Raw genomic sequence first — 26,274 nt, 5'->3', positions numbered from 1 at the left:
GACGCTGTTCAGTCGCGGTAGGCAGCGGTCGCGATCTCGACGAACGAGCGGATCAGCGGATTCGTGTCGCCCTTGTTCCACGCCGCGACCACGCGGGTCGGCTCCATGTCGGCCAGCGGCACCACGGTGAGCTCCTCCACCGGCGCGTAGCTCAGGGGAGCCATGCCGACCGTGCCGTTCCAGAGAACGGCCTGCCGGCACTCCTGGATGGCGCGCACCACCGGACCCTCGCGGGGTTCCCCGCCGTTCCAGTACGACTGCCAGATCGGGTCGGTGCCCTCCGGGAACCGGAACCAGCGGCGGTCGGCCAGGTCGGCCAGCTTCAGACGGTCGCGGCGGGCCAGCGGATCGTCGGTGCGCAGCAGCACGCCCACCGGGTCGGGGCGCAGTGCGTGCACGGTCAGTCCGGTCTCGTCGAACGGCCCCCGGGTCAGGGCGACGTCGACCAGCCCGGCGCGCAGCCCGCAGGTGGGGTCGGTCAGGTCGGTCTCGCGGATGCGGACCTCGACGCGCGGGTGGCGCCGGTGGTAGGCGCGGGCCAGCCGGGTCGCGCCCGGGTCGGTGCTGTCGCCCAGGATGCCGACGGTGATGGTCGCGGCGCCGGCCGCCGCCGCCACGCGTAGGCGCACCAGGTCGGCCCGGTCGAGCAGGGCGCGCGCCTCGTCGAGCAGTACCGCCCCCACCGCGGTGAGCGTGACACCGGCGGGGGACCGGTCGAACAGTGCGGCGCCGAACTCGGTCTCCAGGCGCCCGATCGCCCGGCTCAGCGGCGGCTGGCTCATGTGCAGCCGGGCGGCGGCCCGGCCGAAGTGGAGTTCCTCGGCGACCGCCACGAAATAGCGCAGCGTGCGTAGCTCCATACCGCGACGATACCCATGCGGTATCGGCCTGACGGAACGGGTCTTGGACACGCGCGGCGCCCCGGCCGTGGAATCGAGGCATGACCCATGAACCGAAGACCAGTGAGCCGGTTACCGACCCCGCCGTATCAGCCGTATCAGCCGTATCGGTGGTCGGTCCGGGCGACGGTGAGACGATCGTCCTGGGCACCACGCGCCTGCGCATCCTCGAGGACGGCAGCAACACCGGGCACCGGATCGGGCTCGCCGAGTCCGTCCTCGCCCCCCACACCCCCGGACCGCCGCAGCACCGGCACGCCCAGCACGACGAGGGTTTCTACGTCATCTCCGGCACGGTGCGGTTCACGGTCGGCGCGAAGGAGTACGACGCGACGGCGGGCACGCTCGTGATGGTCCCACCCGGAGCCCCGCACACCTTCGCCAACCTGACCGACCAACCGGCCGTCATGCTCACCACGTTCACGCCCGACCTGTACGTGCAGTACTTCCGGGACCTCCAGGACATGATCGCCGGCGGCCGGCCACCGACCCCGCAGGCGTACGTCCAAGCGATGAGCCGTTACGCCACCGAGCCCGCCACCGGCTCCGCGTGAAGGCCGGGGAAGAGCGTCGCGGCCACATGCCGGGTGTCGGCGTATTCGACGACGGAGGCGATCCGGCCGTCGCGCACCGTGTAGATGCCGATGCAGCGGTTGTCGTAGGTGCCGCCGTGGACGGTCCTGGCCTTCGAGGTCCATTCGGCCACCACGCGGTCGCCCTCGGCGATCGTGCTGACCAGCTCGATCTGCACGGTGCCGGGGACGAAGACCAGGCCCATATTGCCGAGGAACTCGTTGATGATCTCGTCGCGGCCGTTCCACACCTTGGAGACGGGCAGGTCGCCCGGGTAGTGCCAGGTCGCGTCCTCGCAGAAGCTGTCCTGGATGACGTCGGCGGCGCCGTCGCGGACGGCTTCCACGTAGCGGATGACTACGGCCCTGGGGTCGGTGGTGGTGGTCATGGTGGTCGTGCTCCTTCGGTCGTGGTCAGTCGTGATCAGCCGTCGTCAGTCGTGGTTCAGGAGAGGGTGAGGACGGCCTTGCCGCGGATGCGGCGCTCGCGCAGGTCGGTGAGGGCGGTCGCGGTGTCGGCCCAGTCCGTGACGCGCCCGATCTCGGGGTGCAGGCGGCCTTCGGCGGTCAGCCGGACGAGTGCCGCCAGGTCGTCGTCGAGGCGGGAGTCGTCGTCGAGGTAGTGGAAGTGGCGGATGGCGGCCGACTCGGGCCCGTCGAAGAAGGCGAAGAAGTCGAGCGTCACCGGGGTGCGGCTGGCCTGCCCGAACCAGATGAGCGTGCCGCGCCCGGCGAGCCGGTCGAGCGCGAGCGGAAGGGTCCGTCCGCCGGTCGACTCCAGCACGATGTCGTACGGGCCCCGGGCGTCGGCGACGTCGTGGACGATCTCGGCGGCGCCCAGTTCGGTGAGCCGGGCGCCCCGTTCGGCGTCCCTGGTCACGGCGGTGACCTGGGCCCCGGCGGCGGCCGCGAGTTCGGTGACGAAGTGGCCCACGCCTCCGGAGGCACCGGTCAGCAGGACCCGCCGCCCCAGCACCGGTCCGGCGGCGCGCAGCAGCCGCAGCGCGGTGAGCCCGGCCAGCGGCAGCGCCGCGCCTTGGTGCATCGAGACGCTGTCCGGCAGCTCGGCGAGCGCGTCGGTCGGCACCGCCACGTACTCCGCCCAGCCGCCCGCCATGGGGTGGCCGACGACCCGGGTGATCCCGGACGGTCCGCTGCCGTCGGCGGCCGGCTGTACCACCAGGCCCGCGACGTCCTTGCCCGGGCGCTCGCCGGGGGCGGGCTTCTCCAGCTTGAACGTCTCGCCCCGGTTGACCGAGAACGCCTCGACCTTCACCAGCGCCTCGTGGGGGCGCGGTGTCGGTTCCGCGACATCCGCGAGCACGACGGGCTCGGCGGGATCCCCTGTCGGTATGAAGGCTTTCATCGTGGTCATCCCCTCGCAGGCCTGGGGCCGTATGTCCGTGCCGGCCTCTGGAACCATCTGACGATCCGGAGCGGCGGCCCGGCCAACAACAAAGCCTCCTGGCCGACAACTTGGCGTTGTCGCATAAGGTCAGCGGCATGGACCTCGACCTCGCCCTGGTCCGCGCCTTTGCCGCGACCGCAGGGACACTGCACTTCGGGCGGGCCGCCGAGGAGCTGAACACCAGTCAGCAGGCACTGTCCAAACGCATCGCGCGACTGGAGGAGCTGCTGGGCGTGCGATTGTTCGAGCGCCGGGGCGGCATCCGGCTGAGCGAGGCGGGGGAGCGGTTCCTGCCGGCCGCGTGCGAGGCGCTCGCGGCGGGCGAACGGGCGGTCGCGGCGGTGACGGGCGCCGGACCGGTCGTACGGATCGACACCTGGGGTCATCTCTACGCGCCGATGCGCACGGTCGCCGAGGCGGTGGCGGCGCTCGGCGCGGTGCGGTGTCAGCCGGGCCCGGGACGTGACTGGCCGTCGGTCGCGCAGGCGCTGCTGCGCGGTGACACGGACCTGGGGTTCGGCCGGGTGCACCCGCTGCCCGACGGCCAGGACGCGGGACTCACCCAGCGTCTGGTGCGGCTGGAACCCGTCGACGCGGTGGTCGGCCCGTCCCACCCGTTGGCGGGCGCCGACGCACTGCGCCCGGCCGACCTGCAGGGCAGCGTCCTGTGGTGCCCGGCCGAACTGGACCGCCTGGACTTCATGCGCCGCTTCGCCGACGAATTCCGGATCACGCGGCGGCACGACGGCCCCAATCTGGGCCTGGACCACCTCGCCCAGCACCTGCGCACCGACCCCGAGGGCTTCACCGTCTTCCCCGCCGACGCGCCGCTGCCGGACCACATGGGCCTGCGCTGCGTTCCGCTCGTCGAGCCGACACCGCTGTACGCGTGGTCGCTGGCCTGGCGGGAGTCGTCCCGCCACCCGCTGCTCGACACCTTGCTGCGCGGCTTCACCGAAGCCGGCCGCACCCGGCGCTGGCTGGAGTACGAGCCGCGGCGCGACTGGCTCCCCGACACCGACCATCCGAAACTCGCGGTCTCCTAGACGCCCGTGGCTGGCCCCAGCCGGACGCCGACGGCCTCAACGAGGGCGGGGCCACCGGCAGTTGTGCCTGTGGCCCCGCTCGGGTGCTGAAGTCAGGACGTCAGGACGGGTCGCCGTACTGGAGCCCGCGTCCGTTGGTGCCGACGTAGACGCGGCCGTAGGTGTCGGGGTCGCCGGTGACGACGCCGGTGCCGCCGATGCTGCCCCACTGGTGGGCGTCGTCGTTGACGCGGAGCCAGGTGGCGCCCTTGTCGGTGGAGCGGAAGACTCCGGTGACGTTCTTGACGGTGCCGATCAGGTACAGGGCCTGGTAGGAGGCGCCCGGCGCGGCCTTGCCGAAGCCCAGCGCGGAGGCGGACTTCACCGTGGTGAGCGTGGTGAAGGCGTGGCCGCCGTCGGTGGAGTGCAGCAGCCCCTTGCCGGCGTCGGCGATCCACAGGTCCCCGGCGATGCCGGGGACGGCCGTGAGCTTGCCGGTGGGCAGGTTGGTGGCGCGGGCGGTGAAGCTCGCGCCGCCGTCGGTGCTGGCGTAGAGGGTGCCGCCGGCCAGCGAGTAGAAGGTCCTGGCCGAGGAGCGGTCGGCGACGACAACCGCGCCGGTGCCCAGGCCGCCGACCCGCGACCAGGTCGTCCCCTTGTCGGTCGAGCGGTACGGGGCCTGGCCTTCCTCGGTCCAGACGATGGCGGAGCCGTCCGCCGTGAGCGCGACATGGCCGCTGTCGGCGCTGCCCACCGGCTCCGACTTGAAGCCGTTCCAACTGCTGCCGCCATCGGTGGAGTAGGCGCCGTCCTGCTCGGCGCCACGGCCGACGCGGACCATCATCGAGGGCTTGGACTGGGCGAAATCGATGTCGGTGCTGGTGACCATCATCGGGTTCTTCAGCCGCCCGGCGGGCACCTTGGTCAGGGAGGTGGAGGAGCTGTAGCGGAAACCGCCCAGGTCACCCATGGAGGAGATGACGGTGGCACCGCCGGGCGGGGCGACCGCGTCCTGCACCGCGGTCTCCTCCAGCCCTCGGGCCGCCACGGTCCAGTGACTGGTGCCGCCGCCGTCGGAGGCATTGGCGTCCTTGCTGCCCCAGATGCCGCTGCCGGTGCCGTACAGCACGTGCCCGGAGGCGAAGGGATCGATGGCCAGGGCGGTCATCCAGTGCCCGATGCCGGTACCGACGTAAGGAGCGGCGGAGGCGTCCCGCACCGACTTGTCGGCCAGTGCCTTCCAGTTCGCGCCGCCGTCGGTGCTCCGGTAGAGCTCGTCCTGGGGCCACCAGCGGTCGAGGGTCGTGACCATCACCGTCGACGGGTGCTGCGGGTCGACGGCCAGACCGGAGAACCCGTAACTGCCCTGGGACGGCGAGACGTTCTTCCACGCTCCGCCGGTCGGCGTGTACTTCCACACCGAGCCCGCGGTCACGCCGTTGGGTCCGACGGCGTTGGTGTACGTCAGGTACAGCGAGCCGTCACCGGAGAGCACGCCATGCTGCGGCATCTGGCCGGTGGGCTGCCCGGAGACGGCCTGCCAGGTGCTTCCGCCGTCGGTGGAGCGGTAGAGGGAGGTCGACTTGTCGGCGACACCGACGTAGATCGTCCTGCTGCCGGCCGGGCCGTACGTCACGAAGGAGATGCCCGCGCCGCTGCTCGCCCCGTCCTTGACCGGGAACGAGGAGACCTGGCTCCATGTCACGCCGTAGTCGGTGCTGCGCCACAGGCCGTTCTTCCTGGTGCCCAGCAGCAGGGTGTCGTGGTGCGCGGGGTCGATCACGAGCCGTTCGCCCGCCCCGCGGCCGTCCTCGTTGCCGCCCAGTTTGAACGGCAGAGCGGTGCGCTTGAAGGTGCGGCCCCGGTCCGTGGAGCGCAGCAACTCGGCGTTGCCCGCCCAGTCGTTGGTGTAGGTGCCCGCCCCGATGTAGAGCCGGTCGGGGTCGACGGGGTCGGTGGCCAGCGAGTCGATGCCCAGCAGGTTCCAGTCCTTCTCGCCGAACCGGTCGGTCAGCGGGATCCACTGCTCGGCCCCGGTGTCCCAGCGGTAGGCGCCGCCCATGTCGGTGCGCGCGTACAGCAGGCCCTTCTCACGCTGGTTGAACACCAGCCCGTCGACGTAACCGCCGCCCACCACCTGGGCGTTCTTCCAGGCGTACGGTCCGGCCGAGGCCGTGGTCTGCGCCTTGCCGTCCCCGGATGCCTGGGTCTCGGCCGCCTTCACCAGCTTCCACTGCTGGTTGGTGCCGCCCTTGCCGGGATACTGGACGACTGCCGCGCCCTCGGCCGTGGAGCCTCCCAGGACGTCCAGGACCTGACCGCTCCTGCGGGACGTGAAGGTGACGGCGTCGGAACCGCTCACCTCGTCGATCCGCCACTCCTGGGAGGTGGCGGAGCTGTCGGTCTGCTGCTCGGCGGCGGCTGCCTGGGCGGTCGAATCACCTGCTATCCCCAGCACTTTGCCGCTGTTGCGGTTGACCAGCTCGTAGTAGCCGTCCCCGGCGGGCTTCAGCCTCCACTGCTGGTTGGCGCTGTTCTGGTCGGTCCACTGCTGGATGCGGGTGCCGTCGGCGGTGGAGAAGCCGTTGACGTCCAGCACCTTGCCGCTGCGCACGGAAACCAGCTCGTAGTAGGCACCGGCATCGACCGTCGCGGCCTGCGAGTCCTCCTGCACGAACGCGAGATACGGCAGGACGACCGCGGGCACGCCGAGGAGGAGACCGGTGGCGGTCCAGCGACGGCGGTGCCGCCCGCGGCGCCCGCCGTTCGTGGGGTCTTTCATGGGGGGTGTTCTCCTTGCATGCCGTGCACCAGAGGAAGGGCGAATCCCGGCACTGGAAGGACCGGATCCGAACTCCTTGTGGTCACAGGTCCCTCAAAGGGTTGCCACGCGCCGAGATCTTTTTCTGAGGTCACTTCGTGGCGCGGTGGGCGCCCGGCGATGAGGCGGCGCGGCGGCCGCACCTGTGCGCCGCGTTGCGCACGTGGATTTGCGCAACGCGGTACGGGTCTCGGCCGCCGAACGGCCGGTGTTGCCCCGTCCGCTCAGGTTGCGTCCTCGGGAGCGGTGCATCCAGGCGGCGGCGGTGCAGCAATACATCCCATGACTTGGGGGAGGTGGAGTGCGATTGCATCATCGCACGTTCACCTCAACTTCCTGTAACCGCAGGTAAGTTCCCCCGTGTAGCGATCTCTGTTGCCCGAAGCATGGACAACGCCCCCGATGCGCTTTATATATACACCCCATGTCTCTGTCTTTTTACAGGCCGGACATCTCCGTGACGCATCAAGACAGGGGTCCGCGTGTCCTTGAGGGGATCGCCACTGCTTCACAAGCCGAGGGCGCCGGGTGCGGCGACCGGGTTGACGACTGTGAAAGGCGTAGGTGATCACGCGTGGGCCGATTTCCTCCCCGTGGGCACCGTCTCCTCAAGCACGTGAACGCAGTGTGACGACACTCCGTAAGGGGCGCCCTGTGCGGCGACGTGAACTGCCGGTGTCGGCACGTCTTCCGAATCCGAACACCGAGAGGTGATCATGTATCAGCACAGACCGCCGCCGTACCGGCGACGTTTTGCACAGTTGTTTGTCACCGTCGGGACGCTGCTCGCCGCGGTTCTGGCGGCGCCGTCACCGGCTTCCGCCGCACCGGTACCGGCGTCCGCCACGAAGGCGTCGGACATCAACGGGTCAACCGCGGGCAACGCCGCGATCAGGTCGGTCGACCTGGCCGGAACATGGGGCTTCACGCCGAAGGGCCGCGCGGCGACGTCGATCACCGTGCCCGGCGGCGGCTGGTACAAGCAGGGCTTCACCGACGTGAACGAGGCGACGTACTCGCGCACCGTGACCGTGCCGGACACGGGGCAACCGCAGTCGGTATGGATCGAGTTCGGCGCGGTGAACCATCAGGCGACGCTGTCGGTGGACGGGCAGGTGGTCGCCACCCAGACCACCTCCTTCACGTCGTCGAAGTTCGACATATCCTCCTTCGCCGCCCCCGGCACCACCCACACGATCAGCGTGAACGTGAAGGGCCGCTACGCCCTGACGAACGCGAACAAGACCGTGGTTCCGGACGCCGCCGACTGGTCAGAGGCGATCCCTCAGGGCATCTACCGCTCGGCATTCCTGCGCGTGTACCCGGCGGTGTACGTCAGCGACACGTTCGTGCGCACCTCGGTGGCCGACAAGACCCTCACCTATGACGTGTCCGTGACGAACACCTCCGGCAGCTCGCGGTCGGTGACGCTGACCGGCTCGCTCGCCTCGGACAACGGCGGGTCGTTCAACTACCCCGCGCTGCCCAGTCGTACGGTCGCCGTGGCCGCCCACTCGACCGCCAAGGTGACGGTCGGCCCGGTGGCGTGGAACCTCGGCTCGGCCTCCTACTGGTGGCCGAACGTGCCCTACCGTGCCGGGTATCGCGCCCAGTTGCACAACCTGGCGGTGCACGCGTCCACCGACGACGGCCGCACCAGCGACGCCACCTACCGGTTCGGGTTCCGGGAGACCACCCAGAACGGCGAGTACTACAACCTCAACGGCGTCCGCGTGAACTTCCGCGGTGACAGCCTGCAGGGCGCCGACTACGACCGGATCAACAACGGCGGCAAGGGCGACGCCTATGACACCCTGCCCGGCTTCCTCCCGCCGTCCACGGGCAACGGCGGCTGGCCGCAGGCGGTCGACAACTACCAGCGGCTCAACTACAACGTGGTCCGTATCCACCAGGAGCCGGCCAGCCCGTACATGCTCGACGTGGCGGACGAGATGGGCCTGATGGTCATCGACGAGACCGCCATCCGTGGCACCTGCAGCTGCCAGGACTTCGTCGCCGGGCACGACAACATGGTCAACCACGCCAAGGCGTTGACCCTGCGTGACCGCAACCACCCCGCGATCATCCGCTGGAGCCAGAGCAACGAGGCGGACCTCAGCAGCTTCGACTCCGAGTCCTTCGAGAAGGACCTGTACGCGGCGATGAACGGCAACGACGGCACCCGGCCGGTCAGCGTCGACACCGCCTGGAACACCAACCCGTACCCCAACATGCTGAACGGCAACTTCGCCGTCTTCTCGCACTACCTCGACGGCATCGGCAAGTACGGAGAGGCGCGCACCTCCCTGACCGGCCGGCCCGACGGTGAGGGCGAGTACGTCTGGAACGCCTCCAACACCAAGCAGGGCTTCGAGTGGTTCGCCACCACGACGGCGGCCAAGCGCGCCAAGGACGCCAGCGACCTGCGCCCCTACACGCTGCTGTCCGGCTGGGCGAGTTTCGTACCCGGCGTGAAGAGCACCGACTTCGTCCCCGAGGAGGGCGGCCACCCCGTCTACGGCGAGGACAACCTGTCCGCCCCGTGGAGCAACCCGCAGATCCAGCGGATCCAGGCCGCGTTCAACCCGGTCGCCGCGATCGACCTGCCCTACTGGTCGGCCTCCGGCCAGTCCGACAAGGACGGCACCTTCCCGCTCCCGGCGGCGGTGGACACGTACGCCTACAACAAGGCCGTCACCCGGAACATCACCGTCTTCAACGACGACTTCAGCAACACCTCCGTCGGCCTCAACTGGACGGCGCGACTCGACCGGCCCGACGGCACGGTCATCGCGTCGGGAAGCGAACCCCTCACCATCCCGCTCGGCTCCCGGGTCACCCAGCCGATCTCGTTCACCACGCCGGCCAGTGGTTCACGCGTGTACCTGGTGCTGTCGACCACGAAGTCGGGCAGCACCACGTTCACCGACTCGGTCGAGTACCTCAACCTGGGCAACCCGGCGACCAATGTGGACGACGCCGCCACCGCGGTGACGTACAACGGCAGTTGGAGTCACGCGAGCGACGAGAGCGGTCCGTACGCCGGCACGAACTCCTACAGTGACACCACGGGCGACACGTCGACGCTGAGCTTCGTCGGCACCGGCGTCACGCTGCACGCCGTGACCGCGCCCAGCCACGGCATCGTGGGCGTCTCCGTCGACGGCGGGACCGAGGCGCTGGTCGACGAGTACTCGGCGGCGCGCACCGGCGACGTCGCGGTGTGGAGCAGCCCCCGGCTCGCCTCCGGCACGCACACGATCCGGGTGCGCGTCACCGGTACCCAACGGTCCGCCGCCACGCACGACTGGGCCACCGTCGACCGCTTCGAGATCACAGGCCAACCCAAGGCGGGCACGAACTACCGCGTCGTCAACCGCAACAGCGGCAAGCCGCTCGCCGTGGCCGGCGGGTCGACCGCGGACGGCGCGAAGATCGTCCAGAAGTCGGACGGCGGCGCCTGGACCATCGACACCGCCCCCGGGGGCGCGTACACGCTGACCTACGTCAGCAGCGGCAAGGCGCTCGACGTCGACGGCTACTCCTCGACCGTCGGGCTCCAGCTTCAGCAGTGGACACCCAGCGGCGGCACCAACCAGCAGTGGTACCTGCGGCCCAACGCCGACGGGTACTTCACCATCGTCAGCCACGACAGCGGGCTTGCGGCGGACGACTACAACTGGGACGCCACCGACGGCGCAAAGGTCGTGCAGTACACATCCAGCGGCGGCGCCAACCAGCAATGGCAGCTGGTACCGGCGTGATCCGTTCCCGACCATCACCCGCATCCTGACGGCTGCGGAATCCGACGTGCGGTCGGCCGGGCACCCGGCCGACCGCACGTCTGCGTCGCCGCCGTCGTACGGCAACCAGGGGTTCAGCGGACCGGGAAGCCGAAGGAGTAGCCCTGCTGCTTGAGCCAGGGGAGGATCCGGCGCAGCGCCTCGACGGTCTGGGAGCGGTCGCCGCCCGCGTCGTGGAAGAGGAGAGTCGGCCCGTTGGACAACTCCCGCTGGACGGTGGCGACGACGGCGTCCGTGCCCGGCCGCTCGAAGTCCTTGGTGTCGACGTTCCAGCCCAGCGGGCGCATGCCCCGGGAGGCGGCGAGTTTGCGGCTGTAGGGGGTGAAGGCTCCGCCGGGCGCGCGGTAGTACATCGGCCGTACGCCACCGGACGCCTCGGTGATCATGCGTTCGGCGTCGAGGATCTGCTGCGACTGGTAGGCCTGGGACTTCTTGTCCATGGTGGTGTCGTGCGACACCGAGTGGTCGCACAGCCGGTGCCCGGCCGCGACCACCTTCTTCACGAGGTCCGGGTGGGCCTGCGCCTGCGTCCCCACCATGCAGAACGTGGCCTTCACTCCGTACTGCCGCAGTACGTCGAGCACTTGAGGGGTCCACGCGGGGTCCGGGCCGTCGTCGATGGTGATGTTGACGCCGCGCGAGCCCTTGTCCGAGGCGTGCACGATGGTCACCGCCACCGGCTTGACACCACCGCCCGCGGCGCCCGACGCGGGCGACGCGACCGCCCGAGGCGACGAGCGGTCCACGGCGTCGGCCTGCGCGGTCCACACCGAGGCACCCACGGCCAGCAACGTCACCCCGAGCGCCGCCCCGAACACCTTGCCGTGCCAGCCCCGCCCACCACCGTGCCGCGCCATGTCCGCCCCGCTTCCCGCAGTTCTCCGCCGACCCCTCGGCCATCTCCCGACCACCTGGGAGGACGGGGAACAGCGGCCGCAGGATGCGTTTGTTACCGATCACGGACAATTCCGGGGAAGTTCACGGGAATCGCGGCCGTGCGCGCGCGCCCGCGACGGTGGCCCGTCGGAGCCGAGATCTACGGGCTGACCTGCCGCTCGACGCCCTTGGCGTTGGCGGGAGCAGGCCTCCGGAAGGGTGAGGGTCGCCGTCCGCACGACGAACAAGGTGACCTTCAAGGCCACGTTCACGGCCTCCGACCCGGCCGGCATGGCCTCCGGGCAGACGCCTCCACCGACGGCTTCTGGCGCTACTACTTCACGGGCACGAGCACCACGCCCGCCGCCAAGGCCACGGGCGACTTCATCGACGTGAAGTAGCGGGGACGGTGTCGGTCGGGCACTCCCGTACCGACGGCGGCTACATGGGGCCGACGGCAAGGAAAAGGACGGCGGCAACAACCAGGAAGAGGCTCAGTGCCACGACCAGCCAGGCGGCGATCGTGAGCGAGAGCACTCGGGCAGGGGAGGCAGCCACGGCCGGCTCGCTCCCGGTCATCTTCTTGCGACGAAGCCTGAAGATGACCGACGCGCTCCAGAAGCCGGCCAGAGCAGTGATCAGATATCCGATGCCCTGGTTCGCCTGGTGCGCGGCAGCAAGCAAGATCACGAACTGCTCCTTGAAATGATCACGCTGGTTCGCGCGATCTACTCATGGTGGACGCGAACTCGTCAAGAGCCTCACACGGCCGTCCTGTTCAGGAACCGGGTTGGCCGAGCATGCGGCTGAACCGGAGCAGGTGCAGGTCCACCACACCGCCCTGCTCGGCACTGCGGCCTCGGACTCCACCGCACGCCGCGCCACAGAAGAGAGGAACCCCAGCCGACGCGGCTGGGGTTCCTTGAGGCGGTGAGTATCGGTCAGCCGGTGGAGTTGCCCACGCCGTGAAGCGCTCGTCTCCGCGTCGGCCGGCCGCCCCGAATCGCGATCACCGTGGATCGAGCAGGTCAGCGCTGCAGGGTGAGGACTCCCGGCCGGTACGGCAGTTTGTCGTAGGGGTCGCTCGCGGTGGGGGACTTGCCCTGGTAGAGGAACTGCAGGTTGCAGGGGTCGATGGTCATGGTCTGGTCGGGGTTGTTGCGGACCAGATCACCGTGGCTGATGTCGTTGGTCCAGGTGGCACCGCTGTTGGCCTTGCCCGCGAAGGGGTTGCTCTCGCTGGCGGCCTGCGGGGTCCACGAACCGTTCAGGCTGGTGGCGGTGAACGAGCGGAAGTAGCGCTGCTCAGTCGCACCCCGAGCCTCAACGATCATGAGGTACTGGTTCTGCCCCTTGACCTTGTAGACCTGCGGTGCCTCGAACAGGTTCTTCACCGTGTCGCTCATGACCGTCGTGTACGACGAGCCGAAGTTGCCCGGGAAGTTCCCGATCGGCATGCTCGCCCGGTAGATCTTGCCGTTGTCACCGGCGAAGAACAGGTACATGTTCTGGTCGTCGGCGATCAGGGTCTGGTCGATCGGGGCGGCGCCCGGGATGCTGCCGGTGAACAGCGTCTGCGGCGAGGACCAGCCGTTGGGGTTGGTGGGGTCGCTCGACGTGCGGTAGACGAAGGGCGACGCACCCCACTGGGACGCCAGCACCCAGATCTTCTTGGGTGCGAAGTAGAACAGCGTGGGCGCCACCGTGGACTGGCTCATCCCGGTCTGGCCGGCCGACGCCATGTCCGACCAGTCCGTGAAGGGGCGGAACGCCATCGAGCCGTAGGACGAGCCCGAATAGTTCGTTCCGTAGACCAGGTGCTTGCCGTTGTACACCACGCTGGTGAAGTCCTTCAGCGAGGCCCACCCGTTCGCGGGCTGCGCCAACGCGCCCGTCGACGTCCACCGGTACGTCGACGGAAGAGCACACGCGCCGCCGGTCGCTGTCGGCGTCGGGGTCGATGTCGACGTCCCTGACAGGCCGGTCCACTTCTGGTTGCTGCCGGACCAGCAGGAGTACAGCTGGATCTTCGTGCCGTTGGTGGTGCCCGCGCCGACGGCGTCGAGGCACCGCCCGGACTGGACGCCGGCGATCGTGCCGTTGGTGTTGATGTTCCACTGCTGGCTGGCGCCGCCGTCGCAGTCCCCGATGACCACCGCGGTGTCGTTGCCGGTGCCCTTGGCCTCCAGGCACTTGTTGCCGTAGATCATCAGCTGCTTGCCGGAGGTGTGGGTCCAGCGCTGGTTGGTCTGTCCGTTGCAGTCCCACAGCTGCGCCTGGGTGCCGTTGACGGTGGTGGAGCCGTTGATGTCGATACAACGACCGGAGGCGACGCCCTTGATCGCCCCGGTACCGGTCCCGCCCGTGGTCGTCGTCCCGCCCGTGTCGGTACCGGGAGCGGACTTGAGGGCGTTCATGACTGCGGTGTAGGCAGCCTTGGGGTTGCCGTTGTTGTCGAACAGCAGGGGGCTGTCGCTGCTGCGCCAGGAATCGCTGTCACGGATGCCCCATACCGTGAGGCCGGTGCACCGGGCCACGGACAGACAGGCGTTGACCGCGTTGGCGTAGTGGGTGGACGACGCCTGGGCGATGTCCAGTTCGGTGACCTGGACGTCGACGCCCAGGGCGGCGAAGTTGGACAAGGTGGTCTGGAAGCTGGACGGTGGGCCGCCGGCGCCGAAGTGGCTCTGGAACCCGACGCAGTCGATGGGCACGCCGCGCGCCTTGAAGTCCTTGACCATGTTGTAGACGCCCTGGGTCTTGGCGTCGGTCCAGTTCTCGATGTTGTAGTCGTTGTAGCAGAGCTTGGCCGAGGAGTCGGCGGCCCGGGCGGTGCGGAACGCCTCCTCGATGAAGCCGTTGCCGAGCACGTTCTGGAACACCGAACTGCGGTGCTGGCCGCTGCCGCCGTCGGCGAAGGCCTCGTTGACCACGTCCCAGGCGTAGATCTTGCCCTTGTAGTGGTTCATCTCCGTGGTGATGTGGTTCTTCATCACGCTGCGCAGGGTGTTCGCGTCGCCGATGGAGCTGACCCAGCCGGGCAGTTGGGAGTGCCAGACCAGCGTGTGGCCGCGCATCCGCTGCCCGTGCGCGGTGGCGTGGTTGACGATCTGGTCGCCGGGACCGAAGTTGAAGTTGCCGCGGGACGGTTCGGTGGTGTCCCACTTCATCTCGTTCTCCGGGGTGATCATGTTGAATTCCCGGTCCAAGATCGTGGAGTACGTCGAGTCGCCGAGCCTTCCGGCGGCCACAGCGGTGCCGAAGTACCTGCCCGAGGGGGCCGCCTGCGTACCCAGGGTCGCGGCTCCGGCGGAGCTGGGGAGGAGCGTCACTACACCGGCCACCACCGCCGCCGCCGACAGCCCTATCGCCAGTGTTCGGCGACGCCGGCCGAGCCGGTGCAGGCCCTTCATGATTCTCCTCGGAGGTCGCGGGTCACTCTGGGTGCGCTGATCGGTTCGTGGGTGTGTCGCGTCATGGGAGGGGCTTTCATCAGGGGATACGTCAACGGGGGAGTCGGGGACCCGGCCACGCCGGCACGTCGTGGTGAGCGGCGGGAAGGGCACTCCCCGAAGTGGAGGCCTCCGAACTCGCGGTCTCGTAACAGAAAAGTCGCGCTGTCCTGACGATTGCTCAGTGATGCATCTCGCAGGCAAAAAGCGTTATGCCAAGCCCCGCGGTCCGGCCGTCCCTGTGGAAGGGGCGCGCCGCCCAGATCACTGGTGAAGGGCTTTGGAGTGGTGGCGGTGGCGGTGGGGGTTGCGGTTGCGGTGATCTGCCTGCAGACCGGTCTCGGCGAGGCAGCCGTCGATGCGCGACTCGGTCCGGAATGCTCAGAGGGCGGTTCTCAAGCCCGGGCCCTGCGCACGATGAAGGAAGCCTGGCCGGCGAAGGCCCGAGTGCCGTCGGAGCCATCGAGCCGGATGCCACCGTCGCGGTGGCGGAGGACCGACCCGGGATAGTTGTGCGCGTGCAGGGTCACCGACCCGGCGACCGCCCCAGGGCGCGGACAGAAGGTGGCGTCTTCACGGAACAGTTCGCTGCCGTCGTCGGCGCTCAGCCGTAGCCGCAGGTCACGATGGCGCAGATAGCGGCCGTCGGTGGCACGGAAGGTGACGCACCGTGTGTCGGCCAGTCCCCGGATGACCGTGAAGGTGGCCCGCTGCCGTGTCAGCGCGCTGCCGGACGCGGAGACCCGGCCGAGCGTCGCGAAGTCGCCGGCATACGTGACGTACAGGGCGGGCTCGTCGACGGACTCCAGTGACTGTGCGCCCAGCGGAACAGTGCCCGCGACGGCGGACGGACTCACCGGGGACGGTCGGGACGTGGGGCGTGACGGAGTCGGCGTGGGAGTGCCGGCCGTGGGAGCGGCGGTGACGCCGGGCGTCCGATGAGCCGGTTCGGGCCAGGCCGCGTAGGTGGCGGTTCCGGCGATGAGCACCGCGCCCGTGGTGAGGCTCACCAGCGGATGAGCGGTCACCGCGGAGAGCTTGCCGAGCAGCGAGCTGTGCAGACCGCCTCCCCCCGACGCCGCCGTGCCGAAGCCGACATGTGCCGTGGCCAGCCCGGCGGCGCTCACGGCCGTACCCGACAGCAGGCCCTTGGCGGCCAGCGCGGCGATGAGCCCGGCCGGGACCGCCAGCGGCGCGAGGCTGAGGAGCAGGAGGTCGGCCGGAACCCGTTCTGTCGTCGTCGCCGTGCAGACCGGGCAGTCGCGGGTGTGCCGCGCGATCCGCTTGCGCCACACCGATGTGCGGAGTCCGTCCCAGCCGACGACGGACTCGTCCAACTGCGGACAGCGCGGCTCGGCCTCCAGCGCGGCGACGATCGTCCGGCTCAGTTCCAGCTGCTCGCGCATGCGTTGCAGGCTCACTCCGACGTGGGCGACCGTGAGCCCGGTCGCGGCGGCGATGTCGTCACGGCTCAGCGAGCCGGCGCATTCCTGCCACCACAGCGACAGCAGCACCCGGTGGTCCGGGTCGAGCCACCGGCCGGCCTCGACGACCTGACGGCGCTCGTCCGACACATGCAGACGCAGGATCGTCATGTCCTCGGGTTCGGCGCCGGCGTCGGGTATCTGGCGTGCCTCGTCGATGACCGTGGTCCGGCCGGCGAAGGCGCGTTGCCGGTGCCAGTGGGTATTGATCTGGCGGAGCGTGATCGCCACCAGCCAGGACCGGAAGCTCTCGGGGGAACGCAGGGCAGGCAGGTCGCGCACCACGCGCAGCAGGGTTTCCTGGACGACGTCGTCGACGTCGGCATGTCCGCTCAGCGCTCGCCCGACGATGTTGTAGAGCAACGGCAGGTACGCGGCGATCAGCTCCTCGCGCGCCCGATCGTCACCGGCCTGCGCCGCGACAACCAGCTCCGCGTGGTTCGCATCCATGAGCCTCATTCCCACCTCCCTCAGGGGACCGATCTGCCGAGTACGGCGCCACACCTTAACGTCGGCACATGTATGCGGCCAGGCCGGGTGGTCGGTCGGCATGCGGCTTTTCCCATCTACGGGTCTGCTCCACGGTCGAGCGCCGACGTCTCCTGGGCTGTATCTCCGAGGGCGGGGAAAACGACTGCGGCGCAAACACGCCGGAGTCACCCTTCCGGGCGGTTGCACGTGAGAGTGAACCGACCCACAGTCAATATTATTGCGGACAGTGCAGCTCGGAAATGTCCCGAGCGATGCCTCGAACGCACTCTTCCCGCGGCCTACCGGGCACCGAATGCCGTGGTGTTTCGGTCTGGCCGTGCGGGGTCTATCGCCCGTGGCCCGACGACGACGATCAATCCCTCTCGCATCGGATAGGCCAAGGTGGCGGGCTGGATCCTTGTCGCGGATACCAGAATTGTCAAGTTTCCTCGACCCGGGTCGATATCGATAGGAGCGGACGCCCTCCATGAGGCGCGTGCGATCTTCCGGTGATGGTCTTCCGTCCCGTCGACTGGGCCGGATGGTCCTCTCTGTCGATGGTTCCGATTTCAGAACCACCCGGCCCATTAAGTATTCCTATGTATTTCGTGGTCCATTCAGCGATTCCGGAGAAAGTGCTCGAATGAATCGTTGACCGGCACGCGCCTCAGTAATATGCCAACGCCAGAAAGCAGGCGATTCTGTGCGAGCGGGAACCGCCAAGACCATCCGCACCAAGGAGTTGGCCCCTCGATGACGCTGAATATCCCTGACGTGCCTCTACGACGAACCATGTCGGCCTGGACCGCGGCGGTGATGGCCGTGGTGATCGCCGCTGTCGTCGTCGCGATGACGCCGACACGCGCAAATGCCATTGCCACCCCCGTGCCAATCGGTACGACGCTGGCCACCTACGGCGTACTGGGTGGTGCGACGGTCACCAACACCGGCCCGACGGTGGTCAACGGTCTCAACGTCGGTGTGAGCCCTGGTACGGCCATCACCGGGTTCCCGCCCGGCATTGTGACCCCGCCCGGGACTCTGCACGCTGCCGATGCCCACGCGGGCCTGGCCAAGACCCAGCTGACCACGGCGTACAACCAGGCCGCCGGACAGTCGCTGGACCCCGTGGTGTACAACGACGCTCCCCACGAGTTCGGCGGCCAGGTGCTGACGCCGGGCCTCTACAGGGCGAACAGCAGCGCACAGATCACCGGCACACTCACCCTGGACGCCCAGGGCAACCCCAATGCCGTCTGGGTGTTCCAGATCGGTTCGACTCTGAAGACGGCAGCCGAGAACAGCACGGTGACCTTCGTCAACGGCGCCTCGCCGTGCAATGTGTTCTGGCAGGTGGGCAGTTCGGCCACGCTCGGTACCCACACCTCGTTCGCTGGCACCATCCTGGCCAACACCTCGATCAGTGCCACCACGGGGGCGACCATCAACGGCCGACTGCTGGCCGATGCGGGCGGCACCGGTAACGGCGCCGTGACGCTGGACACCAACAGGATCTTCCTGGGGCCGTGCGCGGCCGGAGGCACCGGTGGGACCACGGGTGGTCTGGTCACCGGTGGTGTGATCGCCGGTGCCACAACAGGTGACACCACGACCGGCACCACGACCGGCACCACAGGCAGCACCACGGTCGGCGCCATCGGCGGCGTACCGACGGGTGGCGGAACCGGTGGTGCGCTGGGCGGCCTTCTTGGCGGCGTCCTGACGTCCGGTGGAACCAGCGGCGGCGCGCTGGGCGGCCTCGTCGCGGGTGCCACCTCGGGCGGCACCGCCGGTGGTGCGACAGGTGGCCAGACCGGCGGCGCGACCGGTGGAAACGGTCACGACCATGGTGGGAAGCCCGAGGGGCACGGACACGGTGGGAAGCCCGAGGGCTACGGACACGGTGGGAAGCCCGAGGGCTACGGACACGGTGGGAAGCCCGAGGGCTACGGACACGGTGGGAAGCCCGAGGGCTACGGCAGCGGCCACGAAGATCACCAGGAGAAGTCTGACTAGCTCCACCTGGCTCCATGTGAGCAATCAGGACCAGTGGCGCGCGCCGGATCGTGGCAGTTCCGTCGCGCGCCGCCGGCGACATCTCAGGAGAAGCAGTGAGAGAAGCCAGGATGGAAAGGCCCGTTGGGCCCGAGCCGACAAGGGAGAAGGCCCGGGGAGGGGAAATCCCTGCGCTCCAAGATCCTTCGCAGCCTCCGCCCATCCCGCCCATCCTCCTGAGAGCGGGGACGAGCGCCGCCGTGGCCCTGTGTCTGGCGACGGCCCTGATCCATGTCCTCCTCGTGTTCCTGCACGTGGCACCCCCCAACCCTCTCTCCCAGCAGTACAGCCGGCAGGTCAATGCGTGGGTCTTCCCCCTGTTCGAGCAGAACTGGAGACTCTTCGCACCGAATCCGGAGTCGGTCAACCGGCAGATCTCGGCGAGGACCATGCACACCGCCCCGGACGGCACGGTGCAGGTGAGCGGCTGGTTCGACCTGACTGCCGTCGACAACTCCGCTGTGAAGCACAGCGTCTTCCCGAGCCACACATCTCAGAACATGCTGCGGCGGGCATGGAGTTCCTACCTCGAAACCCACGGCGGCGACGACCGGCCTCGCTCGGAGCGGGCGTTGATGGTGCAGCAGTACCTGACCAACATCGCGACGGACCGCATCGCCGACCACCGCGGCGGCACCTTCGAGTCCGTCCAGCTGCGGGTGATCACCATGCCCATCGCCGTGCCTGCCGCGGCGAGCGGCCCAGGCGCGTCCGCCGCGGCGCCGAAGCCTGCCGAACGGTATCTGCCCTGGTGGAAGGTGGCCTCCCATGGAAACTGAGCAGTCGCTCGCGCCGTGCCGGCGTACTCCCAAGGCGGCGGATGCGAGCGCGCCGCGCCATGTACCCGAGCGGATCGGTGAGTTGCTCACCGCTGTGACCGACCGGCCGGTCTCGCTGTATGCCGCGGCGGTCCTCCGGATCGGATACGGCCTGCTCTATCTCGTCTTCCTGCTGCGCGAGTTTCCGCACCGTGACCAGATCTGGGGCCCCGGCTCGCCATGGACGCCCGAGCTGGCCAGGCAGCTGTTCGACCAGACGGGTTGGGCCAGCATCCTCACCCTGTCCGACAGCCGAGCGTACTTCGAGACCTGCTACGTGCTGGCCCTCGTCACCTCCGCGCTGTTCACGCTGGGCTGGCGGACCCGAGTGGTGTCCGTGCTGTTCGCGGTCGTGGTGGCGTCGTTCCACGCCAGGGCGATCTTCATGACCGACGGCGGAGACAACCTCATCCTCCTCATGGCCCTGTACCTCGTCCTCACCGCGTGCGGCCGACGCTGGTCCCTGGACGCGCGCAGAACCCGTCTCCGAGCCTTGGCGGGGAAGAGGGAGAGCGGCTCCACAGACTCAGAAGCAGACGGCCTCCGGCATCAACTGGGCACGTCCCGCCGGACCTTGACGGTAGTACTCCACAACTGCGGCATGTTCGTCATCGCGGCCCAGGTCTGCTTCCTCTACGGATCCGCGGGCCTCTACAAGGTGCAGGGCGGCGCCTGGGGCAACGGCACCGCCCTCCACTACGTCCTGAACCTGGACCTGTTCCGCCCCTGGCCCGAGCTCTCCCTCATGGCGGACGAGCACGACATGCTGATCGCCATCGCCTGCTACCTGACAGTGCTGTTGCAGGTCGCGTTCCCGTTCGTCCTGTTCGGACGGCTCAAGTACCCGGTCCTGACCATGCTGTTGGGCATGCACATGGGCATCGCCGTCCTCATGGGACTGCCACTCTTCTCCGGCGCGATGATCATCGCGGACGCCGTGTTCCTGCCGGACCGCTTCTACCGGTCACTGGGACGACTGTGGCCACGCACGAGCAGGCGGCCAGACGCCTGGAAGACGGCGGCTCCGCCGAGCGGAGAACCAGCACTCGTGCCGTCGCAGTCCGCACCGTCGAGCTCGGCGGACCTGAAACCATGAAGATCTCAGACAACACCGAAGCCCCAGGCCACTGACCTGGGGCTTCAAAAAGAGCGGGTGACGAGAATCGAACTCGCACTCTCAGCTTGGGAAGCGACGGCGCTTGGGCGGGCCCTATTACCTCTGACCTGGGTATATGTCTTCTCCTGGGGTGGCCGTGCGGGTCGGATTGCACCACTGTTCCCGCTCTTAGACCGTGTCCTACGTGGTGAGGCGGACGAGTCGCTTGTAGCAACAGAGGGCGGCGGCAAGCCCGAGGAAGGCCAGGTAGTTGCGGGGATGGCGCTCGTAGCGGGGGCTGAGTCTGCGGTAGCCGGACAGCCACGACATCGTGCGCTCGATCACCCACCTTCGACGCCCTAAGCGTTCGCTGGATTCGATGCCTTTGCGGGCGATGCGCACGCCGATCCGCTTTCCGCGCAGCCATTTTCGCAGGTCGGCCCGGTCGTAGGCTTTGTCGGCGTGTAGACGCTGGGGTTTGAAGTGCCGGCCTCGGTAGAGGTCGTGTCTCGTTTGGTGACCCTCGACCATGGGCTTCAGCCCTTCACTGTCGTAGGTGTTGCCGGCCGAGATGCCGACGAGGAGGGGCAGTCCGTTCGCGTCCGACAGGATGTGCATCTTGGAACCCGGCTTGCCCCGGTCCACGGGGCTTGGACCTGTGTGTTCGCCCCCTTTTTAGCCCGGACATGGGCAGTGTCGAGGACCACGCGGGTGACGTCGATGAGGCCGGCGTCGTCGAGGCAGTGCAGCACGGCTTCGTGCAGGCGGCCCCAGACGCCGGCTCTCGACCAGATCAGGAACCGGCGGTGGGCGGTCGACTTGGATATGCCGAAGCAGGGTGGCAGTTGGCGCCAGGCGCAGCCGCTGACCAGTACATAGATGATGGCCGCGAACAGCGTCTCATCAGGCGTGTCCTGCGTTCCGCCGCCCTGTGGCCGCACCTTTGGCGGCGGGATCAACGGCTTCGCGATCTCCCACAGCCCGTCCGGAACGATCCAACTCCACGTACCCCGCCCCATGTTGAGTCAACGTCCGCCTCACCACGTAGGACACGATCTTAACACCGGCAACAAGTGGGCTGCCTGGATCTCCGACCATCTCGCGCTGGGCGTCCCGTACTAGGCACCCGCAATGGGCGTGCCGGTCGCCGTGATGCCGTACCTGAACTCGGTCCAGGCCGCTTACCTCGCGTACCGGCAGTCTGGAACGGTTGCAGGAAATGGACGTTCTGATCGGCAGCTACGAGCCCCACCGGTGCAAGGCTGGCGGCGGAGCGGACTGCTTCCGCTGGTAGGAAGCCCTGGACCTCCTTGAGACCCAGCTCGCTCGGTAACCTCAGCGGGGGTGGTCAGGATCCAGGTAGCAGTGCCATGACAGTGGACTGCACGAGTTGGGCTGCGGCCAGGAGGTTGGGGAAGCCGCCGCAGCGTTCGACGAGATTCTGGAGCATGTAGCGCAGGGTGCCGGGGTCGCGTTCGGGTTCGTCCAGGCGCGGGGCGATCATGGCGAGGTCGCGCAGGGCGGCATCCACCTCGGGGTACTGACCGCGTAGTTCTTCCAGACGCCGTTGGAGGTCGTCGATGCTGTCGCGGGCTTTGTTGACGGCTCCGTTGGTGATGTTGTTGGTTTGGCTGGCGTTCTGGGAGAACGCTGCGGCTTGGGCGGGTCCGGTCATGTTGCCTTTGTTGATGATGCCGAAGTTGGGTCCGTTGGGGACCGGGTCGGACTGGTGGCGGACGGCCATGCGGGGCTCCTGATGGGGGTGCGCGTCAGTTGGTCATGGTGGCGTTGTTAGAGAACGGCGTGGCTTGTACTGGGCCAGCCATGGTGCCGCCGTTCATGACGCCGAAGTTGTAGATCGCGGTGGCCTGTTGCTGGTATGCGGCGATGTCGACGTTGTGGTCGCGCAGGAAGATCTCGGTGGAGTCGAAGACGCGGCGCTGCATCATCTGCACGTAGTAGCGGGCGTCGTCATTGGTGTGCATGTCCTCTATCCAACGGACGCTGTAGACCTCGCGGAGGCTGACCGGTCCGCTGCCCGGGTCGAGTTCGGGGCGCCTGCGGGCCGTGCGGCGTATGAGCCGGTCGGCTCCGACGTAGATGTCGCCGAGGGCGTTGAACGCGGTGCGGCCCATCCATCTGAGGCTCCGCGGGTCGGCGGGCTTGAGACCGGCCACCTTCGGGTTGAGCGGGCCCATGATGTGCGGGCGGACGGTGACGCGCAGAAACCCGCCCTGGTAGGCGAGGTGGACCAGGACGGCGGCGATGAGATCACCGTTCCAGGCGGTGACCCGGGCCCAGATGTAGCGGCGGGCGATCTCCTCGGCGGGCTTGTGGCCGATGTTGTCCTCGGCGAGGGCGTGAAGGCTGCGCCAGGTGTCGTCGTCGATCTGGTCCCAGCGCTTGTAGTGGATGCCGGCGATGCCGGTGACCTCCATGCGCGGGATGGGGTGATCGCGGTGATGGGCGGGTGCCGGGTCGTCCAGGCGGCGCGCGATGTGAGTGTGCAGCTGGGCCACGGTGAAGTGCTTCGGCGGCTTGCGGGCCACCGGCTTGTTGTGCTGGGCCAGAGCGTCCAGAACGGCTTTTGCCACCTCGGCAATGTCGGGCTGACCTGGGCGTTGTGCCGGCGAACCGAGTCCCGAAGGCAGCCCGGTGTCATCGTCTCCGACATCCTGGTTCTCCGGGGCCGGCTCGACGTCGATGCCGATGACCGCCGGCGGCCATGCCTGAAGGCCCGCTCCGAGAAAGTGGTCCCGGTCGCCGCTGTCGCGGCGCTCGCGGAGGTACGGCAAAGCGTGGGCCTGAACGGCTTTTGGAGCCGCGTGCAGCTCACCGGCCAACAGGGCGTTGAGGCGTGTCTGTGCCAGGTAGCGCTCGACCAGGTACACGCCCCACACCCCGACGATCAGGGTGAGGGCGGCCCACCCCACTGTCAGAGTGCTGGCGATGGCCTGCCAGACGACGACCGCGACCACCCCAGCGACGACCACGCGCCGTTTGCGCATATGGCGTATGGCGTGATCAGAGGCTTCCACCACGGGTTCCTGGTGGAAGCCGTACATCGGTACAGGCCGCTTCGACTTCTTGATCCTCCGTCGAACCCAGACCGCATAGTCCTCACCGACGACGACCGAGGGCGGGGCCGGCTCGGAGGGACCAGGGGCCTTCTCCGCCTCCTTGGGAGGGAAGAGCCAGCGAAACCGCTTCCGCAAGGCTGCCTTCAACTCCTTCCACAGCCGCGCCAGTTCGGCGCGGAGCACGGCCAGCCAGTCCGTACGGGCGAAGGTCGCAGCGCTCAATCGGCGGGTGACCCCCTCGGTATACGCCCCATGCCCGATCATTTCCCGCGCATCAGCCGCAGTCCCCAACGGCACCGCGGGTGCCGAAAAGACCGACTGGTGCTCCGCGTAGGACAAGTCCCCCACCCCCGTGTCTCCGATGCCCGCCGCGACATCTGAACGCGGCGGACACAGAGGGGCATCGTCCTTGGGCAAGGCAAGCGCTGCCATAGCGCAAACCTGCACAAGCTGCGCACGGAGGCGTTCGGATCGAAGAATGACCGAAAGGCGCCTCCGCGTTGTGGGGTTACCGACGGCGCAGGTGACGTTCCGTCGGAGCTCGGGCGTTGGGCGTCACCGGGAGCGTGGCCGTGCTTGCGCGGCTGGGGCGGCTGCTGTCCATTGGAACCGGAGCGCCGGTGTGCTGTGCGGCAGCGCCGCGGGCCTGTGCTGCTCGGGCTCGTGCGCCGCCAAGTCGCCTGAGTGATTGCGCGCGCGTACGCGGGACTGGACCCGAGGTTTACTCGACGTCGACCCCATAGGCGCGGGCAAGACCTTCGAGGCCGTCTGCCCAGCCTTGGCCGATGGCACGTACTTTCCACACCGGTTGGCTGTTGACGGTATGTCTGTATAGCTCGGCGACGACCATTGCTCGGATGTGCGGGTCGGCAGGAGGCTGGAACGTCCAGGCGGCCCCGGTCACACAGTCCATGTACAGGGCGGCGTGTGTAAGGGAACCGCAGGTAAGCCCCGTTTCGACATCCGTGTTGATGGCTATGGCAACGCTTTGTACCAGTTCGGGAAGAGCGGCCAAGTGTACGGCTCCACGCTCGACGGTGTGGGGTCCTTCTTGTTGCTTGCCCAGGAGTCGTACCGCGCCGTCGGCTGCGGAGGGGTGGTTGTAGAAGACGAAGTGCGCGTCACAGTCCACTCGTCCGTCGGCTCCGATGAGGAAGAGGGTGAGGTCCGCATCTGCGCCGGCGAAGCTGAAGGCGATGTGCAGCCCCTGCCAGGCGTCCTCAGGTAGCGCGACTGTCTGGCCGGGGACGAGTACGGACGGAGGTTCTGGCGGTGTGCGAGGCATGGGGGGCTGGGCGGCCGGCGTCTGTTGCTTCCACTCGGCGAACGGCTTGACCGAGAATGGATCAGGGACGGGAGCTAGCCTGCCGGTCGGGGTGTTGGAGCCGAGGGTGGTGTCGAGGTCGGCCAGGGAGGCCCCGTCGGTGTCGGGTTCGTCCTGGGCGTGGTCCAGTAGGTCCTGTAGTCCGGGCACGCGCGTGATGTTCAGTGGCCTGAGCGCGCTGGAAAAGTTGCCCGATGTGGTGGTGGTGACGGAGCAGGTGACGTCCTGGCCGATGTCCAGGAAGCGCAGGGCGTCCTCGGGCTCTCGCCAGGGCGTGGACTCGATGGCTTGGCGTGTCCAGTGGCCGTAGGCCACGAAGCCCAGGCGCTGCGTGTCGGGCAAGCGGGTCAGCACGGCGAGGTCGATGGCGGTGATGGCGGGCGCGGTGGCGAAGCCTTCCTTGAGCGTGGCGACGATGTTGGAGCCCATGGACGTCAGCCACCACAGGACGCGATCGCGTTTGGTGAGGTTCTTCAGCGTCGGGCGTCCGCCGGGCGTCAGTCCGGGCGTCTGGGTGGGCATTGTGTCGAGGTCTTGTTGCCGCATGACGACGGACAGCACCGAGCCGTCCACGCCGACGGCACAGCCGGCGGCCGGGTTGTCGGAGAAGGCGGTGTTCACCGTCTCGCAGACGGTGTCCTCGTCGTTGGCGAGCAGGGCCTGCCACCAGCGTTCGGCCTCGTCCGCCAATCGCTGTTGGACTTCGCGCAGCCTCGCGGTCTCCGCGGCCAGATAGGTGGGCGCGTCCTGTTCTGCCCGCCGCCTGGCCGCAGCCCTCTCCGTTCGAGCCAGCCGTCCCACGCCCTGAAGGTGGAACATCTGGGCCTCGGCAAGCGCCCAGGGCAACCCCAATTGAGGAGTGTCTGGGACTACGGGCAGGTGGGCTCTGGGGAAGGACTCCAGATGGACGCTGGTCATCTGCCGCCGTAACTCCTTCAGTTGAGCGATGGCGGCATTGCGCTCAGCCTCCTGCCGAGCCCGTTCCGCCTGGCGGCGCGCTCGATCCAGTTGTGCGGCTGACGGGGCGACCGTCCGGGACCGTGTGGTGCGGCGTGTGCTGGTCGGCCGCCGGCTGCCGCTGAGGGAACTT

The 26,274-nt window shown here is 68.5% G+C and carries 18 protein-coding genes and 2 pseudogenes; 8 read left to right on the top strand and 12 right to left on the bottom strand.

What is annotated here, in order from left to right; all coding sequences use genetic code 11:
- Positions 1-8: 8 nt before the first annotated feature.
- A complete protein-coding gene (locus AB5J56_RS21840) occupies positions 9-860 on the bottom strand; it encodes a LysR family transcriptional regulator (protein WP_369234445.1) in 852 nt (283 codons plus the stop codon).
- Positions 861-940: 80 nt separating this feature from the next.
- Between AB5J56_RS21840 and AB5J56_RS21835 the strand changes: the two genes are divergently transcribed.
- Positions 941-1,453, top strand: coding sequence for a cupin domain-containing protein (locus AB5J56_RS21835; protein WP_369234444.1), 513 nt, complete (start codon positions 941-943; stop codon positions 1,451-1,453).
- Here the strand turns inward: AB5J56_RS21835 and AB5J56_RS21830 are convergent.
- Positions 1,420-1,860, bottom strand: a complete 441-nt coding sequence (locus tag AB5J56_RS21830) for a nuclear transport factor 2 family protein (RefSeq protein WP_369234443.1) — start codon at positions 1,858-1,860, stop codon at positions 1,420-1,422. The two genes, AB5J56_RS21835 and AB5J56_RS21830, sit on opposite strands and share 34 nt — an antisense overlap.
- 56 nt (positions 1,861-1,916) lie before the next feature.
- Positions 1,917-2,837 (bottom strand): zinc-binding dehydrogenase, encoded by a 921-nt coding sequence (locus AB5J56_RS21825; protein ID WP_369234442.1) that lies wholly within the window; start codon positions 2,835-2,837, stop codon positions 1,917-1,919.
- A 137-nt stretch (positions 2,838-2,974) separates the two neighbouring features.
- Between AB5J56_RS21825 and AB5J56_RS21820 the strand changes: the two genes are divergently transcribed.
- Positions 2,975-3,925: a LysR family transcriptional regulator gene (locus AB5J56_RS21820; RefSeq protein WP_369234441.1), complete on the top strand. Its 951-nt coding sequence runs from the start codon at positions 2,975-2,977 to the stop codon at positions 3,923-3,925.
- Between the two features lie 100 nt (positions 3,926-4,025).
- Here the strand turns inward: AB5J56_RS21820 and AB5J56_RS21815 are convergent, their stop codons facing one another.
- Positions 4,026-6,686 (bottom strand): RICIN domain-containing protein, encoded by a 2,661-nt coding sequence (locus tag AB5J56_RS21815; protein WP_369234440.1) that lies wholly within the window; start codon positions 6,684-6,686, stop codon positions 4,026-4,028.
- Between the two features lie 800 nt (positions 6,687-7,486).
- Here AB5J56_RS21815 and AB5J56_RS21810 point away from each other — a divergent pair.
- On the top strand, positions 7,487-10,489 hold the full coding sequence (locus tag AB5J56_RS21810; RefSeq protein WP_369234439.1) for an RICIN domain-containing protein: 3,003 nt from the start codon (positions 7,487-7,489) through the stop codon (positions 10,487-10,489).
- A 113-nt stretch (positions 10,490-10,602) separates the two neighbouring features.
- Here AB5J56_RS21810 and AB5J56_RS21805 read toward each other — a convergent pair whose 3' ends face one another.
- Positions 10,603-11,385, bottom strand: a complete 783-nt coding sequence (locus AB5J56_RS21805; RefSeq protein ID WP_369234438.1) for a polysaccharide deacetylase family protein — start codon at positions 11,383-11,385, stop codon at positions 10,603-10,605.
- 327 nt (positions 11,386-11,712) lie between these two features.
- On the opposite strand from AB5J56_RS21805, the pseudogene AB5J56_RS21800 reads away from it, so the two are divergent.
- A pseudogene (locus tag AB5J56_RS21800) lies at positions 11,713-11,805 on the top strand (calcium-binding protein); the annotation flags it as partial.
- Between the two features lie 40 nt (positions 11,806-11,845).
- On the opposite strand, the gene AB5J56_RS21795 reads toward AB5J56_RS21800, so the two are convergent.
- From AB5J56_RS21795 to AB5J56_RS21785, 3 genes are all read right to left on the bottom strand, one after another.
- Positions 11,846-12,094, bottom strand: a complete 249-nt coding sequence (locus tag AB5J56_RS21795) for a hypothetical protein (protein ID WP_369234437.1) — start codon at positions 12,092-12,094, stop codon at positions 11,846-11,848.
- A gap of 338 nt (positions 12,095-12,432) precedes the next feature.
- A complete protein-coding gene (locus AB5J56_RS21790) occupies positions 12,433-14,817 on the bottom strand; it encodes a non-reducing end alpha-L-arabinofuranosidase family hydrolase (protein ID WP_369234436.1) in 2,385 nt (794 codons plus the stop codon).
- 434 nt (positions 14,818-15,251) lie between these two features.
- The gene (locus tag AB5J56_RS21785; RefSeq protein WP_369234435.1) at positions 15,252-16,799 is read right to left on the bottom strand and encodes a sigma-70 family RNA polymerase sigma factor; all 1,548 of its coding nucleotides are present in this window, start codon (positions 16,797-16,799) and stop codon (positions 15,252-15,254) included.
- Positions 16,800-17,585: 786 nt separating this feature from the next.
- On the opposite strand from AB5J56_RS21785, the gene AB5J56_RS21780 reads away from it, so the two are divergent.
- The 3 genes from AB5J56_RS21780 to AB5J56_RS21770 all read left to right on the top strand — a co-directional run bounded on the left by AB5J56_RS21780 (position 17,586) and on the right by AB5J56_RS21770 (position 20,780).
- Entirely contained in the window at positions 17,586-18,827 is a 1,242-nt protein-coding gene (locus AB5J56_RS21780) for an ice-binding family protein (RefSeq protein WP_369234434.1), read from the top strand.
- Positions 18,828-19,066: 239 nt separating this feature from the next.
- Positions 19,067-19,645, top strand: a complete 579-nt coding sequence (locus tag AB5J56_RS21775; protein WP_369234433.1) for a DUF5819 family protein — start codon at positions 19,067-19,069, stop codon at positions 19,643-19,645.
- The gene (locus AB5J56_RS21770) at positions 19,635-20,780 is read left to right on the top strand and encodes an HTTM domain-containing protein (protein ID WP_369234432.1); all 1,146 of its coding nucleotides are present in this window, start codon (positions 19,635-19,637) and stop codon (positions 20,778-20,780) included. The genes AB5J56_RS21775 and AB5J56_RS21770 overlap by 11 nt, the downstream gene beginning before the upstream one ends.
- Positions 20,781-20,981: 201 nt before the next feature.
- On the opposite strand, the gene AB5J56_RS21765 is transcribed toward AB5J56_RS21770, so the two are convergent.
- A protein-coding gene (locus tag AB5J56_RS21765) for an IS5 family transposase (RefSeq protein ID WP_369234431.1) occupies positions 20,982-21,799 on the bottom strand; the annotation gives its coding sequence in 2 pieces (ribosomal slippage) (positions 20,982-21,457 and positions 21,457-21,799; 819 coding nt in all).
- 40 nt (positions 21,800-21,839) lie between these two features.
- Between AB5J56_RS21765 and AB5J56_RS21760 the strand changes: the two are divergent.
- A pseudogene (locus AB5J56_RS21760) lies at positions 21,840-22,074 on the top strand (flavoprotein); the annotation flags it as partial.
- 54 nt (positions 22,075-22,128) lie between these two features.
- Here the strand turns inward: AB5J56_RS21760 and AB5J56_RS21755 are convergent.
- The 3 genes from AB5J56_RS21755 to AB5J56_RS21745 form a co-directional block, all read right to left on the bottom strand.
- Complete coding sequence (locus AB5J56_RS21755; RefSeq protein ID WP_369234430.1) at positions 22,129-22,524, bottom strand: hypothetical protein; 396 nt, start codon at positions 22,522-22,524, stop codon at positions 22,129-22,131.
- Between the two features lie 25 nt (positions 22,525-22,549).
- On the bottom strand, positions 22,550-24,082 hold the full coding sequence (locus AB5J56_RS21750) for a hypothetical protein (RefSeq protein ID WP_369234429.1): 1,533 nt from the start codon (positions 24,080-24,082) through the stop codon (positions 22,550-22,552).
- 499 nt (positions 24,083-24,581) lie between these two features.
- On the bottom strand, positions 24,582-26,102 hold the full coding sequence (locus AB5J56_RS21745) for a TerD family protein (protein WP_369234428.1): 1,521 nt from the start codon (positions 26,100-26,102) through the stop codon (positions 24,582-24,584).
- Positions 26,103-26,274: the final 172 nt, after the last annotated feature.

The sequence above is a fragment of the Streptomyces sp. R21 genome, from assembly GCF_041051975.1.
Taxonomy (GTDB): domain Bacteria; phylum Actinomycetota; class Actinomycetes; order Streptomycetales; family Streptomycetaceae; genus Streptomyces.
The sequence above is the reverse complement of the archived record's forward strand: the minus strand, read 5'-3'. Positions and strand labels throughout refer to the sequence as shown.

Coding starts and splice junctions, on each gene's coding strand:
- AB5J56_RS21745 (WP_369234428.1), bottom strand. CDS start 26,102: ATGACCAGCGTCCATCTGGAGTCCTTCCCCAGAGCCCACCTGCCCGTA.
- AB5J56_RS21770 (WP_369234432.1), top strand. CDS start 19,635: ATGGAAACTGAGCAGTCGCTCGCGCCGTGCCGGCGTACTCCCAAGGCG.
- AB5J56_RS21815 (WP_369234440.1), bottom strand. CDS start 6,686: ATGAAAGACCCCACGAACGGCGGGCGCCGCGGGCGGCACCGCCGTCGC.
- AB5J56_RS21820 (WP_369234441.1), top strand. CDS start 2,975: ATGGACCTCGACCTCGCCCTGGTCCGCGCCTTTGCCGCGACCGCAGGG.
- AB5J56_RS21830 (WP_369234443.1), bottom strand. CDS start 1,860: ATGACCACCACCACCGACCCCAGGGCCGTAGTCATCCGCTACGTGGAA.
- AB5J56_RS21825 (WP_369234442.1), bottom strand. CDS start 2,837: ATGAAAGCCTTCATACCGACAGGGGATCCCGCCGAGCCCGTCGTGCTC.
- AB5J56_RS21785 (WP_369234435.1), bottom strand. CDS start 16,799: ATGAGGCTCATGGATGCGAACCACGCGGAGCTGGTTGTCGCGGCGCAG.
- AB5J56_RS21840 (WP_369234445.1), bottom strand. CDS start 860: ATGGAGCTACGCACGCTGCGCTATTTCGTGGCGGTCGCCGAGGAACTC.
- AB5J56_RS21755 (WP_369234430.1), bottom strand. CDS start 22,524: ATGGCCGTCCGCCACCAGTCCGACCCGGTCCCCAACGGACCCAACTTC.
- AB5J56_RS21805 (WP_369234438.1), bottom strand. CDS start 11,385: ATGGCGCGGCACGGTGGTGGGCGGGGCTGGCACGGCAAGGTGTTCGGG.
- AB5J56_RS21790 (WP_369234436.1), bottom strand. CDS start 14,817: ATGAAGGGCCTGCACCGGCTCGGCCGGCGTCGCCGAACACTGGCGATA.
- AB5J56_RS21835 (WP_369234444.1), top strand. CDS start 941: ATGACCCATGAACCGAAGACCAGTGAGCCGGTTACCGACCCCGCCGTA.